13 protein-coding genes are annotated in these 15345 nt (G+C 44.0%); 2 read left to right on the forward strand and 11 right to left on the reverse strand.

Features of this window, described 5'->3' with window-relative positions:
- Window positions 1-68: 68 nt before the first annotated feature.
- From PODO_RS17270 to PODO_RS17290, 5 genes are all read right to left on the reverse strand, one after another.
- Complete coding sequence (locus tag PODO_RS17270) at window positions 69-1304, reverse strand: oligosaccharide flippase family protein (protein ID WP_038571773.1); 1236 nt, start codon at window positions 1302-1304, stop codon at window positions 69-71.
- A 5-nt stretch (window positions 1305-1309) separates the two neighbouring features.
- The gene (locus PODO_RS17275) at window positions 1310-2017 is read right to left on the reverse strand and encodes a CpsD/CapB family tyrosine-protein kinase (RefSeq protein ID WP_038571774.1); all 708 of its coding nucleotides are present in this window, start codon (window positions 2015-2017) and stop codon (window positions 1310-1312) included.
- Complete coding sequence (locus PODO_RS17280; protein WP_038571777.1) at window positions 1965-2723, reverse strand: YveK family protein; 759 nt, start codon at window positions 2721-2723, stop codon at window positions 1965-1967. Before PODO_RS17280 ends, PODO_RS17275 begins: the two co-directional genes overlap by 53 nt.
- A gap of 250 nt (window positions 2724-2973) precedes the next feature.
- Window positions 2974-3936, reverse strand: coding sequence for a permease prefix domain 1-containing protein (locus PODO_RS17285; RefSeq protein ID WP_038571780.1), 963 nt, complete (start codon window positions 3934-3936; stop codon window positions 2974-2976).
- Between the two features lie 6 nt (window positions 3937-3942).
- Window positions 3943-4269, reverse strand: a complete 327-nt coding sequence (locus tag PODO_RS17290) for a PadR family transcriptional regulator (protein ID WP_036688249.1) — start codon at window positions 4267-4269, stop codon at window positions 3943-3945.
- A 539-nt stretch (window positions 4270-4808) separates the two neighbouring features.
- Here PODO_RS17290 and PODO_RS31150 point away from each other — a divergent pair.
- Window positions 4809-4952, forward strand: a complete 144-nt coding sequence (locus PODO_RS31150) for a hypothetical protein (protein ID WP_155288141.1) — start codon at window positions 4809-4811, stop codon at window positions 4950-4952.
- 147 nt (window positions 4953-5099) lie between these two features.
- On the opposite strand, the gene PODO_RS17295 is transcribed toward PODO_RS31150, so the two are convergent.
- Window positions 5100-5885 carry an SDR family NAD(P)-dependent oxidoreductase gene (locus PODO_RS17295; RefSeq protein ID WP_038571784.1) on the reverse strand — a complete coding sequence of 262 codons (786 nt, stop codon included), beginning with the start codon at window positions 5883-5885 and terminating at the stop codon, window positions 5100-5102.
- 199 nt (window positions 5886-6084) lie between these two features.
- Between PODO_RS17295 and PODO_RS17300 the strand changes: the two genes are divergently transcribed.
- Window positions 6085-6738: a TetR/AcrR family transcriptional regulator gene (locus PODO_RS17300; protein WP_038571786.1), complete on the forward strand. Its 654-nt coding sequence runs from the start codon at window positions 6085-6087 to the stop codon at window positions 6736-6738.
- 133 nt (window positions 6739-6871) lie between these two features.
- Here PODO_RS17300 and PODO_RS17305 read toward each other — a convergent pair whose 3' ends face one another.
- The 5 genes from PODO_RS17305 to PODO_RS30615 all read right to left on the reverse strand — a co-directional run bounded on the left by PODO_RS17305 (window position 6872) and on the right by PODO_RS30615 (window position 15319).
- On the reverse strand, window positions 6872-7687 hold the full coding sequence (locus tag PODO_RS17305) for an ABC transporter permease (protein WP_038574573.1): 816 nt from the start codon (window positions 7685-7687) through the stop codon (window positions 6872-6874).
- Window positions 7688-7689: 2 nt separating this feature from the next.
- Complete coding sequence (locus PODO_RS17310; RefSeq protein ID WP_038571796.1) at window positions 7690-8721, reverse strand: daunorubicin resistance protein DrrA family ABC transporter ATP-binding protein; 1032 nt, start codon at window positions 8719-8721, stop codon at window positions 7690-7692.
- Window positions 8722-8830: 109 nt separating this feature from the next.
- The gene (locus tag PODO_RS17315) at window positions 8831-9163 is read right to left on the reverse strand and encodes an ArsR/SmtB family transcription factor (RefSeq protein ID WP_038571799.1); all 333 of its coding nucleotides are present in this window, start codon (window positions 9161-9163) and stop codon (window positions 8831-8833) included.
- A 1-nt stretch (window position 9164) separates the two neighbouring features.
- Window positions 9165-9587 (reverse strand): SRPBCC family protein, encoded by a 423-nt coding sequence (locus tag PODO_RS17320; RefSeq protein WP_038571802.1) that lies wholly within the window; start codon window positions 9585-9587, stop codon window positions 9165-9167.
- A 212-nt stretch (window positions 9588-9799) separates the two neighbouring features.
- Window positions 9800-15319, reverse strand: a complete 5520-nt coding sequence (locus PODO_RS30615) for a discoidin domain-containing protein (protein ID WP_080742519.1) — start codon at window positions 15317-15319, stop codon at window positions 9800-9802.
- Between the last annotated feature and the right edge of the window lie 26 nt (window positions 15320-15345).

Here is a 15345-nt window from a genome sequence, read left to right on the forward strand (position 1 = left end):
GGCTTCCCTACAACAGATACAGATGTCATACAAGTCCCTACTTTCCTACTTTCCTATAAAACAAGAACTTATGCCGCCGCTTCCGATTGTTCCCGTTTTCTCACCTTTCCGATGACACGATACAGCACAACTACACTGCCAATCATCTGTACAAATAACGACGAACTAGCTCCCATCGCAGCACCTACTACCCCGTAATGAGGTACGAAGATCAGACAACACAAGCCATTAGTGAATGCTGTGCACAAAAACAATGGAATCTGGGCTTTGTACCTTCCGGTAGCCGTTATGGCGTACCACAGGTAGGATGAAATAAATACCAGCATGGTGGACGCCAGCAGCCAATGAAACAACCCTAACTCTCCTGCCACGTCTGAACTGAATAATACGGTTAACAGCTTGTGTCCAAACAACCACCCTATCAAACAAGCGACCGCACTAAAACCCAAACCCATCGCTATCATTCGGCTGAGTAAAGTGACAAACTCCTTGTGTCTCCCGCCTGCGTGCCACCTGGCAAGACGTGGTGTTATGGCTTCACCAAGTGCGGTGACGACAACATTGCAGGCAACAATCATATATGAGAGTGAAGCATAAATACCTAAGTCATGCTCCCCTTTAAAATAGGAAATCGCATATAATGGGATATTCGTATTTAACGACATCAACGCCAATACCAGGCCTAGCGGTGAACTGACGATCAGTAAACTCCATAGGCTTCTTTTGTTGAAGAGTGGCCTGAGAGAAGTGTATATTCTCGCTTTACGAGCATCATATCCAATCGTTATCGCTAACCATCCGATAATCATGACTAACAAGGCAAGAACAAGGCTCTGTGTAGGGATAAATACGAGGATGAAGATTAGAATGGAGAATAACCCTTTTGCCATTCTGGAGATTGAGATTTGATCTAATCTCTCCTCCTTTTGAACGATGCCTAATAAAATATCACTGATTGATTCAACGATTCTATACAGACCGATGAAGAAAATAACCAATACTGTATTCCAATCCAAACCACTTATTATGCAAAAACCTGCGGTAATCGTAAACGCAAGGGCGGTTGTTATCAGCCGTAAGCCCAGAAAGTCTCCAAAACTGTATTTCCCCGATGAATCAACGATTAATACGGAACGAAGATGTAGATGCGACAGCATAAAGATCGGAGCAGTAACTGCAAGCCCTAGCGAATATTGCCCCACGATTGCCGATGACCCGAATTTATTCAGCAGGATCACAATCACAAACTGAGCACCAGCGTAAGTGATATTCCCGAGCAAATAACGAAGAGAAGCAAATGACATAGACGTCAGACCATTCCTGAAGAAGAGGCCCACTCGGCAAAATCTTCACCACGAATCTTGGAACGCCTGCTCTTTTTCCGATAATTCAATACGGCTCCCAGCAAATGTGCTCCCTGCTGCTCTAACAAGTGCTTGGCAGAACTCGTGTGCTTTAAGAGCACTTTTCCGGATTTCACAACTAGCAATACCCCCTCAGTCATCGTTGCCAAAATAAGGGCATCCGAAAATGGCATTAATACAGAGGATGAGTCGATGACAATCGTATCAAAACGCACACTCAGCTCTGCGAACAATCGCTTCATCCCTTCAGAGCCTAGTAATTCAGCGGGATTTGGTGAAATCGGACCAGAGGTCAATACTGACAAACCATCTGCTTCCTCAATAGAAATAATGCAATCCTCTAAGCGGGTATGATCCACTAAGATACTGCTAAGCCCGATCCAATTAGGCAGATCAAATGCCTTATGCACCGTTGGCGTACGTAGATCCCCATCAATGAGAAGAACTGTCTTACCAGCTTCTGCCATGGCAATCGCCAGGTTTATGGCTACCGTTGATTTCCCTTCATCCGGAAGCGAGCTTGTGACTAATAAAGAGCGGATCTCTCCACCAACGCGGGTATAACGAATATTGGAGCGTATGCTTCGGAATTGATCTCCGCTAGATGACTTCGGTTGTTCCAGGCAATATAATTTTGGCGTTTTCTTCTTCATAACTGGTGGCTCCTTCTGCTGATTTGGTTTTCGCTTTATTCCGCCGTTTGCGTGGCTTTAATTTGCCCACGGTTCCCAGAAGCGGAAGCTGCAAATCAAGCTGAATATCTTTGGCACTTCTCACGGGTTTCTCCATCAATTCCCGGAGGATAGAGATTGCGATCCCGGTAATCAGCGACAATCCGAAGGCAACAGCCATATTGAAGACGGGCTTAGGTGAGACAGGATCAGAAGGAACCTTGGCACGGTCGAGAAATACAACATTCTCCACTCCCATAATCGATTGAATATTCGCATTAAAGGCCTCTCCGAAGCCATTCGCGATATCTGTTGCCCGTTGAGCTTTTGAATCAGTCACAATTACCGTTGTTACGAGTGACTCGCTATTGGTTCTTGTCTTAACATTTTTGAGTAACTCTTCTGCTGTCATTTTTAGCTGCAGCTTTCTGACGACCTCTTCCGCTATCCTGCTGCTTCGAATGATCTCCCCGTAAGTAGTGACCAGCTTTTGTCCGGCCATAATGTCATTAATTGCTTTCTGCTGCCTGTCCCCTTGAATAAGTATAGAAGCTGTCGCTTCGTATTTCGGCTGTAAAACGTAATAGCTAACACTACCAGCGAGCCCGACTGCAGCGATACATAATACAATAATGAACAGCAGCCTACGTTTTACTAGTTTCAAAATGCTGCCCAGTTCGAATTCCATCGATCATTTCTCCTAACTAGTTAATGTATTGTCGCCTCTTTAACAAGATTATTGTTGTATATTCATATTCTCTTTCTCTCAACATATGTCCAAGTCCGTACTTAAAATTTAAATGTCAAAATATTAAAGAGCTCATTTAGCTCACCTGTTAAAATCCAACAAAAAAAGGTATTCTCCAGCCAAATCTACTGGTAGAATACCTTACATATAGTCTATCTAGTTCAGGAATGTACAAGTGTAGTCAACACCATCAGGAGATATCTTTACGGTTCAGAACATGATTAACATTGCTTAACATGCCGGACAGGATACCCGCAATTGGGAATACTGCCCAATTGATGTCCCAGCGCCCATAGACAAAACCCGTGAACAGAAAAATCGCCGTCGCCAAAGGCCATAACACAGCCCCAACAACTCCAACAAATCGGTTCTCTTCCTGCTTCTCTGCAATGATTTTCGGCTCCTCCAGCAACTTCGTATAAGTACCCTGGATATTCCCGTAATAGATGAACAGAAACACCGCTACAGCCGCAATAAACAGAAAAGCAGCGACTCCATAGGGAGCATAGTCATCGTTGACATAGCTAGTGGTGAAGATAAAAGCCGGCGACAGCACACACAGGCAGACTCCTGTAATCAGAGAAAGACGGTAAGTCGGAGCATAAAGACTTTGGCTCCGTTGAAGCGCCATCTTTAGAGCGTAAGGCAGCTGAAAACCTTGCTCCAGACTCTTAAAGCGATCCAGCTTCATTCCGCTGTGTATAAACATCCCGACCGCGATAGCGACCAGCACGAACATTCCGACTAGCCCCAGCATAGAACCTTTATCACTCATAACAGCCTTATTTTCAAATATTGTATCCAGGGTGATCAAAAACGCCACTCCGCATGCGCAGAGAAAAACGCCGATACCCGTCCATAATCCAGCGCTTCGTCTGGCCGCCGCATAAGCGTAAACCTCTTCTTCCGTCAGCACCGGAATAGCCTGTTCCGGCGCAACTGGATCGATGCCAAGCTCCGCTGTCAGCTCTTCAATATTGCCGAATTCCGATATGACGATACCAATCGCCTCATTCTCCGACTTGCCAGCAAGCTTCAGCTCTAGGTACTTCTCCTCCATCCCGGATAGCAGCTCTTGCTTCAGATGTTCCAGTTCCTGAGTCTTTGGCAGACCCGCAAACATATTATCCAGATATACTATGATCGTCTCCATGCTCTATCACCACTCCTTGATAAATTGGTTTACAACTTGCTGCGTAACCTTCCATTCCTCACATTTTTCTCGGTAATAGGCGAGACCCAACGAGGTAATCCGGTAATACGTACGCCGCTTGCCAAGACTCTCATCCAGATAAAAGGATTCTATATACCCGTTTTTCTCCAGTCGGGTGAAGGCAGAATATAACGTTGTCTCCTTCATGACATATTTCTCCTGCGTTAACTGCCTGATATTTTTGGAAATCTCGTACCCGTAAGATTCCCCGTCCAGCAGCATGTAGAGGATCATCGTATCATTGTAGCCGCGTATAACATCACTGCTGATCAAGAATATCCCCCCATGATTACTTCATCTGTCGTAGTAGTTGCAGTATAGCATAATTACTACGACAGATGAAGTAGTTAATGGAAAAATAGGCCAAAATAATTTGAGGACCGAACCTTCTTTGATTAAATCCAATTGCTTTCTGCGCATGACGTAGCTTCCAATACGGAGTTACGTGTACGAAGGTTCATGCCAGTAGTGTGTTTGCAACGTCGATGGTGTTTACTAGTAGGTTGTTTGCGAGGACGGGGGTGTTTACCTCCCCTTACTTTGGCGGACGAGGTACTATCGGACTCAGTTGACCTTATTCGCAGAAATTCCCCACTTTTCTGATCCTATCGGACCTCAATGCACCTATTGGCGCACAAAACATCATATTTAGAACCCTTTCTAGGGAATAGCTGCACTGGAGTCCGAAACTACGCTGGAACTGCGAAAAACATACTAATAACACCATTGGGGTCCGTACCACAGTGGACAATTATGAGTCGGCGATGTGATTTAGAAGTCGATTGGTAATTTTGTTGATGTTGTTGTTGTAGATGTTGATGATGTTGGTGATGTTGATGTTGATGGTGATGGTGACGTTGATGTTGACGTTGACGTTGATGGTGATGTTGATGGTGACGTTGACGTTGATGTTGTTGTTGGTGTTGGTGTTGGTGATGTTAGTGATGTTGATGTAAATTCAAGCGAACGGAGTCAAAGTCAGCAAGTCAAAACACAAAACAGCGGTTCTCCCATATTGGGGAGAACCGCTGTTTTGTTGTTTTTTTATAATTAAAATAGTTAATCATTGCTAAGGAATACACCAGCTTGAATACGTTGACCCATTAATGTCGCGTACGGAGCATGCGTCCAACAAAATAAAGCATTTGTTTACGTGTGAAAAAACGTGACATTTGAGCTGAAATATAGTTTGTAAATCCTGGGACAGCAAACACTTTTTTAGCTTGAAGCGAACGAATAGCCACTTGAACCACATTTTCTGGAGTATCTCGTTTCCCGACCGAAGCTTCATCGGCTCCTACAACATTAAAAAATTCTGTTTCCGTAGACCCCGGACATAACGCAAGAAATTGTACGCCCCGTTTCCGATTTTCCTCCCATAGCGCTTGTGTAAATGATAATACAAAAGCTTTTGTCGCTCCATATACAGCCATATTAGGAAGAGGTTGAAATGCTGCTGTTGATGCAACGTTTATAATCACTCCGCTTTTTCTTTTTAACATCTCTGGCAAAAACAAATGGGTCAGATCTACAACCGCCAATACATTTAGCATCACTTCTTCATGTTGTCTCGAACCAGATAGTTGTTCAAAAAGCCCATGCGTAGCAAAACCTGCATTATTAATAAGAATATCAACGTTCAAGCCACGTTCTACACATTGTTGATAGAGCCTGTCAGGGGAACCTTCTTGAGATAAATCAGCAACTAGAACCTCCGCTTGAATTTGAAATTCTCGTTGTAATTTTCCCGCTAAAGCAATCAATTTATCTTCAGAACGGGCGACTAAAATTAAGTGACTTCCTTTGGCTGCAAGTTCTCGAGCAAACGCTTCACCTATACCCGAAGAAGCTCCGGTAATCAACGCCCATTTATTTTGAATTGTAATCATTGCTATCATCTCTCCCTTTAATGACCATCTAGAAACACTGTTTCAATATGAATCATTGTATCCAAGTGAGGTTGCGTTGTCAAATAAAGTTCTACACATTTAATTATTGGCTATTTCTCTTCTACATCAGTAAAATAAGGTTTAGAAATAACGGCTATCTAAAAAAAGCTAAAGTAAAGTTCTAAGGAAGTGAAACTACATGCAAAAATCGTCCGAAATATCTTCTATAGATGCTCAATCTGTTACAACCTACCCAAAAGCAAAACAACAGCATGCGGAAACATTAAGACTGAACATTATCGAAGCCGCTGCGGCCATCATGCATGAATCCGGACCCGAAGGTGTAACTATTCGCAAGGTTGCTGAAAAAATGGAATGTCCCACAAAGATCATTTATAACTTGTTTGGAAACAAGGAAGGTTTAGCGAAGGAGCTTTTTTTGCAAGGGTGTAAATTATTAGCTGCTGCCTTTCAAGCGGTTCCAAAACAAGATAATCTAAATTTATATCTTCGCGAACTTGGACAAGCTTATTGGGATTTCTCACGGAATCATACCAGCTATTATATGGTTATGTTCGGAGGGGCCTTTAGTGAATTCAAACCGGAGGAGAAAAGCTTACATGCTATCTTTACGGCACTACAACAAGTGATAGCCCTTATTACAGAAGCGATCGAACAAGGGTTTATTAATGAGAAAGACCCTCTCCTTGTTGTTAACCTGGTATGGGCGTCATTGCATGGCGTCATTCATCTGCATTTGGGTGGACATATTCAAAATGAGGAAACTGCTAAAATATTGTATGATAGATCGGTCTCCAATTTAATTCATACCTTCTTTAAAAAAGATAAGTAATTCTAAAAAGCCTCTTTGCAAGTCCCTCCTCAACAAATTTAAGCCGTAATCTTGGGATATCCTTTGATCACGGCTTTTTCAACATAATAAAAAACACAAAAAAACGGCATTTCTGCCGTTTCTTCATCTCTAATTATGTCCGGCGCATATATGCACGCACAGTAATAGGTGCAAAAATCGCAACAATCACAGCGGCTCCGATAAGTGAGATAGCGAAATCCCAGCCTACGGTTCCAGAGTTAGCAAGCTCACGGACAGCTGACACAAGATGCGAGATTGGATTTACTTTGACAAACCATTGCAGCCAGTTAGGCATCGTATCTACAGGCACGAAGGCGTTGGATAGAAACGTGAGTGGGAACAGCACAATCATTGATATCCCCTGTACGCTGGAAGCGGTTCGGGCAATCACACCAAAGAAAGCGAAAATCCAGCTAATCGACCAGGAGCAGACAATAACCAAAAGCGCAGCAATTGCGACATGCTCCAGACCGCCATCAGGTCGGTAACCCATAATATAGCCCATGACAAAAGTAAGCACAGTAGCGATCGTGTATCGAATCGTATCTGCCAACAAAGCTCCGGCTAATGGGGCTATTCGGGCAATCGGCAATGACTTAAAGCGGTCAAACACCCCTTTATCCATGTCTTCCCGCAGTTGGACACCAGTGACGATGGAGGTCGTAATTACAGTCTGCACTAGAATACCAGGAATAATAACGGGCAAATAGCTCACTACATCTCCTGATATGGCTCCACCAAAAATATAAGTAAACATTAGTGTGAAAATAATTGGCTGCAGCGTTACGTCGAACAATTGCTCAGGTGTGCGACGGATTTTCAATATCCCGCGATAAGCCATCGTTAACGAGTTACGAACAGATTGTTTGAAGCTCGTATGGTTTTTCAATTGTCGGGTCGCACCTGGACTAATAGTAGAAGTTCTCATACTCATGCTCTTGCTGCCTCCTTATTAATTGATTCTTGTGACGCTTGGGACGCCTCATCCGTAACTCCATGGCCAGTGATCGTCAAAAACACTTCATCAAGCGTCGGTTTCTGCACACTCATCTCCGCAAGTGGAATCCCCGCTTCGCGGAGTGCAATAAGCAAATCAGTGACTAAATCAGCGTTCGCCATCGGTGCAGTAATTTTCCCAGCCTCATTCGGCACAATAGACTGGATATGCAGCACATGTTCCACAATCCGGCGCGCTTGAGCGATATCTTTAAGATTTTGGACTTTTAAGTGCAGCGAGGTGGTGCCCACTGAAGCTTTTAGCTCATCCACGGTGCCTTCTGCAACGACATGGCCATGATCAATAACTGCAATGCGATCTGCCAGCTGATCGGCTTCTTCAAGATACTGTGTAGTTAACAGCACTGTTGATCCTGTGTTCACCAACCGACGAATGGTATCCCACATTTGCGAACGTGTCCGTGGGTCCAGGCCTGTTGTTGGTTCATCCAAAAAGATAAGCGGAGGCTGGGCAATCAGACTCGCTGCAAGATCCAGACGTCGGCGCATACCGCCAGAGAAATTTCGAAGTGGCCGTTTCGCCGCCTCCGTCAGACCAAACTCTTCTAACAACTCCGCTGCCTTTTGCCGCGCCTCTACCCGCCCTAACCCTAAAAGACGTGAAAAGATAATCAGATTCTCTGTAGCACTAAGTGACTCATCCACAGAAGCATATTGTCCCGTAACCCCTATCAATTGCCGAACAATCTGCGACTCCTTTACCACATCATGCCCGAAGATTCGCGCCGACCCCGCATCCGGACGAAGTAACGTAGCCAGCATCCGAATTACCGTCGTCTTTCCAGCCCCATTGGGACCAAGAACACCGTAAATTGTGCCTGCCTTAACGTTTAGATTTGCTTCATCAACTGCGCGATTGTCACCAAACGTTTTGACGAGCCCACGCGCTTCGACGGCCCAATCTCCAGGGTTGGGCTCAATTATTTTTTTGCGTTCATTTACCATTACAATTCCTCCAACGTTTTAGTTTGTATTGTGATGGTAACTCCCTTTTATAAACTGAATTTAAACAACACAAAAAACCGGGGAGCGCGATCTCACGCCTCCCGGTTTATCACTTCTCGTCTGAGTCAGCCTCAACATATTCTTTAAGCGCAAATAATTTATTAGCCCAATAACCTTCAAAAAAGGCAAGCCAATCTTGCAGCTCCAGCAAAGGTTCTGGCTGAAGCTTATACCGGGTCTCCCGTCCGACTTTCTGACTGCTAACAAGCTGCGCATCGGACAATACCTGTAAATGCTTATTAACAGCGGTTCGGCTGATCGGGTAGCAATCCGTAATAGATGCTATAGACATTTCCTTATTAGCGAGCAGCTTTAGCAGACTGCGGCGGGTAGGATCTGCTATCGCCTGAAATACATCATGTCCTGCTTCAGCAACCGGCATATTAAGCCTCGATATAAGCAGGAAGTTTTTCTTGGACGATTTTTTCCCAGCCGCTGTTCATAAAGCCGCGTACGATTGGATGTGGTTGTCCAAATTCAGTAACTTTTTCAGGGTCCCATCCAGAATGAATCAAGGTAAATTCAGTTTTCCCTTCGATTTCTTTCAGTTCAAAAGCAAGATGCCAATCCTTCCCCCAATTAAAACCAACACGATTCGGAGGATCAACTTCGGTTACTTTACAAGGAGAATCTCCGAATTGTCCAGCATGCAGGATGAATTCATGCCCAACAACAGGCTCGAATGTACTAGGCATCCACCAGGCTGCCATTCCTTCTGCCGTGGCAACAGCTTTCCAAACCTTTTCTATTGGCGTATCTAGTAAAATCGTTTGACGAATTTCTTGTAAGGGTTCTTGAGTTTGCATAATAAATAGCCTCCAGCATTCAATTAATATAACACCTTTTGGGTTCACTTTTGATTATAACACCTATAGGTGTTATGTCAATTTACAGAATTCCCTAATTCTCCGTTCGTTATTCAACGTCTCAATCCCTCAATAGTATCCTTACAGCTATAAAAAAGCCCCTCCCTCGGTCATCCCGAAGAAAGGGCCTTCCTATTTTATCAGCTCTATGATCAGTTTCTTGGCTTGACAGTTACTGTGATTTTCTTACTAGATGTCTCGCCTGATGCATTGACTAATACTGCGTAATATTCATATACACCTGGTGCTTTATCTTTAAGTTTCGTAACTGTCATCTGAGCCGCAGGGGTAGCCGTGTTTAGTGTCTGGGTGTCGATCACTTCTCCATTCTCATACAAACGGTACTCAGTACCATTGGTTCCCCACCACATATTCATCATAACGTCATAAGTTCCATCCCCGCTCCAGTTGTCGTGGGATACTATAGGCTTACCCGGTGTTGCATCGGTAACAGTAAGGATAAGCGGATCGCAGGTTGTCGAGCCGAAGCTGTTGACCAGCTCGCACGTGTACGTGTAGGTCCCATTTGATTTGCCCACAATATCCGTACTCATGGCTTGCGCATTCGGTGAGCTGTCCGTCAGCATCTGGTTACTGATCAGCACATCGTTTTCATAGAGCTTAAATTCGGTACCGTTGTTCCCCCACCAAAGATTCATGGTGACGGTATATCTGCCATCTCGAAGCCCGGTGTCGTGCCCATTATTGTCAGACAACACTGGCTTTCCAGGGGCTCCACCAGCAAGCGGAGTTGTATTCTGGAGCCATTGTGACCAACGGACTAGAACCTCTGCCTGCTCAGAAGTGAACACCTGATTGCTCTGGAGGTTCACTTCACTATTAAAAGCTTCCAGCAAGCTGTGAACTTCTGCGCCAGCATACTGCTCAGCTTTTTCTTTTGCGTTAGCCAGCTGCTGCAAAAGTGAGTTGGTTACGTTTTCTAAATCTGGAGCACCCGTCTCAGCTGCAAAAGTTTCGGTTAATGCCGACAAGCTGTCAAATGTCGCATATACACTAAACGAATGCTCTGCCAACCCGACATTGCCCGCCGCATCCTCGGCTTTCGCAGTTACACTATGAGTTCCCGGTTCCAGCGTATACGCCTTTACATCTGCGAGCGTTGAATCACATGGCGAATAAGTGATGCCTGATACAGTATCAGCTGCATTACAGGTGATGTTTAATGTCTGCTCTATGGTATAGGAAACCTCTCCGTTAATTACCACCTGTGGTGCGGTTCGATCAATCTTCACCACAGCAACCTTTTGCGGCTGTTCCACATTACCTTCCCGGTCAACGCTCCAATAAACTAACTTATGTGTTCCTTCATGGGACAAAATAACTGAATTCCCGGTTTGCTGCTCGCCATCGTTTACTGTGAAATAGGTTACCGCAACACCAGAGCCCGCATCTGTAGCTGTGAAGGTTACCAACGTATCCTTGTTAGTCCAACCTTGTGGCGCATCATCCATTGTCACCGGAGCTGTATGATCTGCCCCTTTTACTACACCATAAAAGCGTAATTCTGCCATGTTTCCAAACCAATTACTACTATTATAGATCCGGATATAACGATAGGCTTCTGCGTTACTAATACTTAAGGTCTGCCAATCCATCGTTTTTCCTGCAGGTGAGGAGATTGTCGTCCAGCTTGTATTATCATTCGACCCCTGAACCACAGTCCCATTGATTCGTGTAAAATAATTATCTTGCCTGGAAAGCACCTCTGCCTTGGACAGCTGGACCCTATTCCCTTCTTTAAAATCAAACGTTATAAATCCTCCATATCCACTGCCATTTACCCGAAAATCCGTAATTGAGCCTGCATTTCCATCGAATAATGATCCCGCAACATTCCTGAGATCAGTGGATGTTCTCCCACTGGAATCACTTAAATTAGTAATCGCAAGCACATTACTAATCAACTCGGTCTCATCGGGAATGTACAGAGATGAACCATCTGTAGTTGATGTTTTTTCCGGCCCCTCGATTCCCTCCTTTGTCTTGTATTTAATACTAAAGTTCACAGGTCCAGGTTGTACGTTATTGCCCATCACCGCTTCAGCCGTCCAATTGATCTTATCGACAGTAGCAATGGTTGCGACTTGACCCTGAATATTGACATTCACTTGGTTTATTGCATCACTTGCTTTAAAAGACAATTTCACCGTGTTCCCAGACACAATTCGTTTCTGGATACTTTGGTCGGAGCTAATGGACACCGCATCAAGCTTTGAATTGATTTTAACATCACCATACAAACGTAGTTCAGCCATGTTTCCATACCAGTTGTTTCCATTGGTGATGCGGATATAACGATAGGGTTCTGTGCTGTTAATCGTCAACGTCTGCCATTCCGGCGTATTCCAGGCTGCATTAGAGATCGTAGTCCACGTCACATTGTCGTTGGAGCCTTGCACCACTGTTCCATTAATTCTGCCCGCATAATTATCTTGCCTTCCGATTACTTCTACCCTAGACAGCAATGCCTGGCCGCCTTCTTTAAAGTCAAAGGTTAGATATGCACCATAACCACTGCCATTTAAACGAAAATCCGTGATAGAACCTAAATGATTATCAAATAAAACTTTTGCTGTTGCCAAAAGATCAGCCGGATTCCTTCCACTGGAATCGATTAGATTTGCTATCTCAAGCACATTAGCGACAAGCCCTGTCTGATCCGCAATGAATAAAGTAGAACCATCTGTTGTAAAAATAGTCTCTACTGCATCCTCTCCAGCTGCCGTTTTATAATTGATCTTAAATTTCACAGTACCTGACGGAACATTTTCATTCACCACAAGCTTAGCTGTCCAGTTGATATTGTCCACAGAACTGACTGCAACAGGTTGACCCTGTATATTGGCCGTGACATTATGGATCATTTCTGTAGACTTAAAGGATAATTGAATCGTATCCCCTGGAATAATCCGATTTTTTAAGCTTTGATCTGAGTGAATGGACACGGACTCTAATTGATTTACTGTCTCATACCGCTGGCCAAAGATTCTAAATTCAGCAATTTCCAGCATAGTACTCGAAGGCTTTATCATTTCCATTTTCAAAAATCGGAATTTTTCATGCTCCAGGCCTGCTTGAACCTCTAGTCTCTGCATCTCTTCAGTAACTGTTGTCAAACCGGGAGTTAAGCGGGTCCAATTTTCTTTGTCATTCGATCCGAACATTGCAACGCCGCCAATTCTCTCCGGAAAACTAGCTCTTACCTGAAGCTCAAAGCTTTCTGCTGATATTTGAAAATCCGGTCCTAAATCCATGTAATGCGCCCGATCCTGCGCTGTATAATACCCCACAAAACTATCATTTGTGTTGTCCAGCAGGTTCGGGACTGCATTACCAAAGGTTGAGCTGACAAACATATTCGTAAAATTAACACTTCCATCTTTCATTAAAGGCGTCAATTCTTTAAGACTTTGCACTGCAAGATTCAGGTCAAATAACTTCTGATAGAAGACCTCGTCAGTGACATTAGTAATTACATCCATTACCTCAGCATGCACTTGCTTATAGTGAGCTAACGTTGCCGAAATGTAAGGCACATCAGCATGATAAGGAGAAATGACGGCGTTGACGGCAGATTGCCGATCATTCGCTACTACAACAGTAACATCCTTGGTTGTAACCGAAGTTCCGTCTGAGGCACTCACTACAAAGGAATACGTTCCCGCATGTGCTCCAGACCAAGAGAAAACACCTGAAGTTTCATTGAACAGTGCGCCCTCAGGTAATTGATCCGCTTGATAGGCAACAACATCCGTTGCACCTGCGTCTGTCGCAGAGAAATCAAATTGAATTGCCGCTGTAGATCCCTCATAGGTAAATAAAGATACCGGTGCCTTCCCTGATGTAAATACTGGAGGGGTAAGCTGTGCCCCAGCTTTTAAATTAATATGGTCAATATCGACTGTTGTCCCATTTCCTTTCACATTAAAATAGACAAGATCGCTGAAGCCTTGGAACTCATTGAACGCATACTGAATATACCTCCATTGCCCCTTTGTATCAGGCAGCGTAACGGTATCGCCAAACACCTCCATGGTTGCTATGCCAGTAGTCCGAATCTTAAAAGCAATGGTTCGTTCGCCGCTGCTTGCACCCACATAAGCAATTTTACTGCCCTCATCTGTTGCGGTAATCTCAACGTAAGTAGTGTCTCCTTCTTGTTTTGTGGTGGAGTGACTATCAAGCTTCGTGTACCGGTCTTCTAGTTCTCTCAAATCTGGATTCGTTATCCCCTTCGGCAGATTGAGCGTACCCTCGCCCTCTGCTTCTTTAGGGATGTACAGCCAATAATCCCCGCCTCCATCCGGAGACTCCCAATAGAAAGGCAATCTCTTAGTAAACATCTCGCTAAAGTAAGGAGCTTCAACCTCCATATTTATTCCAGCTGTATATTTATAATAATAATAAAGGTCATAGACATTACCGCCAATTCTCCCCCTGTAACCGCCAGCCAAGTGTTTATAGATAATCGTTGGATTTCCATTTACATCTGTATGTGCCGCCACTGGAATCCATGGTGTATCATGGCCAATCATATACTGCGCAAAGTAGTCGGCAGCTTTTAAAATCCGTTGATCTAGAAATTCATACGGACCCACCGCATTTGGCGCACTAGAAACAGTCCCCTCTACCGGATCTACCTTTGTTTCCTGAGCCAATAATAAACGTGATAAAATCTCTACATTCGTTATATCCCCAGCGCCATGCGCCTGATCTCTGCCCATTTCAACATGCTGAACTACGGGAGGATTAACTTTTTCCCCTGTTACAATATTTGTATCAACCCATCTGAATAATGCTTTTATCGCGCCATTTTGCCCCTGATCGACAGCGGTTTTATTGACGGTAAACCATTCAACTCCCTCATTGTACCTATCTTTATTTCCTGTAAAAATATAACCTGACATAGCTCCAAGCAGCGGATAAAGATGCTGGTTCATAAAACGATCATTTGTGTGTTGGAACGTTTCAATAAGCGGATTAATAAGATTATTCGTAAAATCAGCGACATCTTGTTCCGTCCATTTCAGCTCTTCAGTTTGAGTACTTGTGTACCTTAAGATTTCCGCCGCAGTAACCATTCGATTAAGCGGAATTCCTGTATGAATATGTGCATCATTAAAATACACGTATTTCTCAGGGTCCATCTGTGACCAAATCCGGATAATATGCATGGCATTAGCTCTGTAAACCTCATCACCCGATATTACATACAATAGAGCTTGTGTATAAGCCTTCAACCCATCCGCTATAAATCTTGAATTAAAGCCTTGGCTATTAAAAGCATCGCTCGCTGGTTTCAACGGATTCGCACCACTCTGATTGTTGGAAGTGACCGTTCTTGAAGCTGCCGGAGAGAGAAGCATCTGATTATAATAAGTGATCCAGGGTTCTTTTTGCGCCCGTACCTGTGTCCTAATATTCTCAAGAATATCCTTGGTCAGGCCAACACCCGGATGTTTGAATCCGCTTTCATCTATAACCTCATTAATGGCAGGTTGGTAATCCGTAATTATCGACAGCTCTGTCGATTCTACTGCGGCTCCTTCTGCTGATAAAGGCACTAGCGTTACCAACAAACTTAAAGAAACTGTGATCCTAAAAATACGTTTAAGCGATTTTCCAAAAAGTAGCCCTCTAAGTGAATTCATTGTTCTCCTCCATTCATTTACATCCT

It is taken from the genome of Paenibacillus odorifer (assembly GCF_000758725.1).
In the GTDB taxonomy this organism is placed as follows: domain Bacteria; phylum Bacillota; class Bacilli; order Paenibacillales; family Paenibacillaceae; genus Paenibacillus_AQ; species Paenibacillus_AQ odorifer.

Excerpts from the sequence above, each read along its gene's own strand:
- PODO_RS31150 (WP_155288141.1), top strand. The coding sequence starts at position 4,809 with ATGTTGATGATGTTGGTGATGTTGATGTTGATGGTGATGGTGACGTTG.
- PODO_RS17320 (WP_038571802.1), bottom strand. The coding sequence starts at position 9,587 with ATGCAAACTCAAGAACCCTTACAAGAAATTCGTCAAACGATTTTACTA.
- PODO_RS17280 (WP_038571777.1), bottom strand. The coding sequence starts at position 2,723 with ATGGAATTCGAACTGGGCAGCATTTTGAAACTAGTAAAACGTAGGCTG.
- PODO_RS17295 (WP_038571784.1), bottom strand. The coding sequence starts at position 5,885 with ATGATTACAATTCAAAATAAATGGGCGTTGATTACCGGAGCTTCTTCG.
- PODO_RS17275 (WP_038571774.1), bottom strand. The coding sequence starts at position 2,017 with ATGAAGAAGAAAACGCCAAAATTATATTGCCTGGAACAACCGAAGTCA.
- PODO_RS17315 (WP_038571799.1), bottom strand. The coding sequence starts at position 9,163 with ATGCCGGTTGCTGAAGCAGGACATGATGTATTTCAGGCGATAGCAGAT.
- PODO_RS17305 (WP_038574573.1), bottom strand. The coding sequence starts at position 7,687 with ATGAGAACTTCTACTATTAGTCCAGGTGCGACCCGACAATTGAAAAAC.
- PODO_RS17285 (WP_038571780.1), bottom strand. The coding sequence starts at position 3,936 with ATGGAGACGATCATAGTATATCTGGATAATATGTTTGCGGGTCTGCCA.
- PODO_RS17300 (WP_038571786.1), top strand. The coding sequence starts at position 6,085 with ATGCAAAAATCGTCCGAAATATCTTCTATAGATGCTCAATCTGTTACA.
- PODO_RS17270 (WP_038571773.1), bottom strand. The coding sequence starts at position 1,304 with ATGTCATTTGCTTCTCTTCGTTATTTGCTCGGGAATATCACTTACGCT.
- PODO_RS17310 (WP_038571796.1), bottom strand. The coding sequence starts at position 8,721 with ATGGTAAATGAACGCAAAAAAATAATTGAGCCCAACCCTGGAGATTGG.
- PODO_RS30615 (WP_080742519.1), bottom strand. The coding sequence starts at position 15,319 with ATGAATTCACTTAGAGGGCTACTTTTTGGAAAATCGCTTAAACGTATT.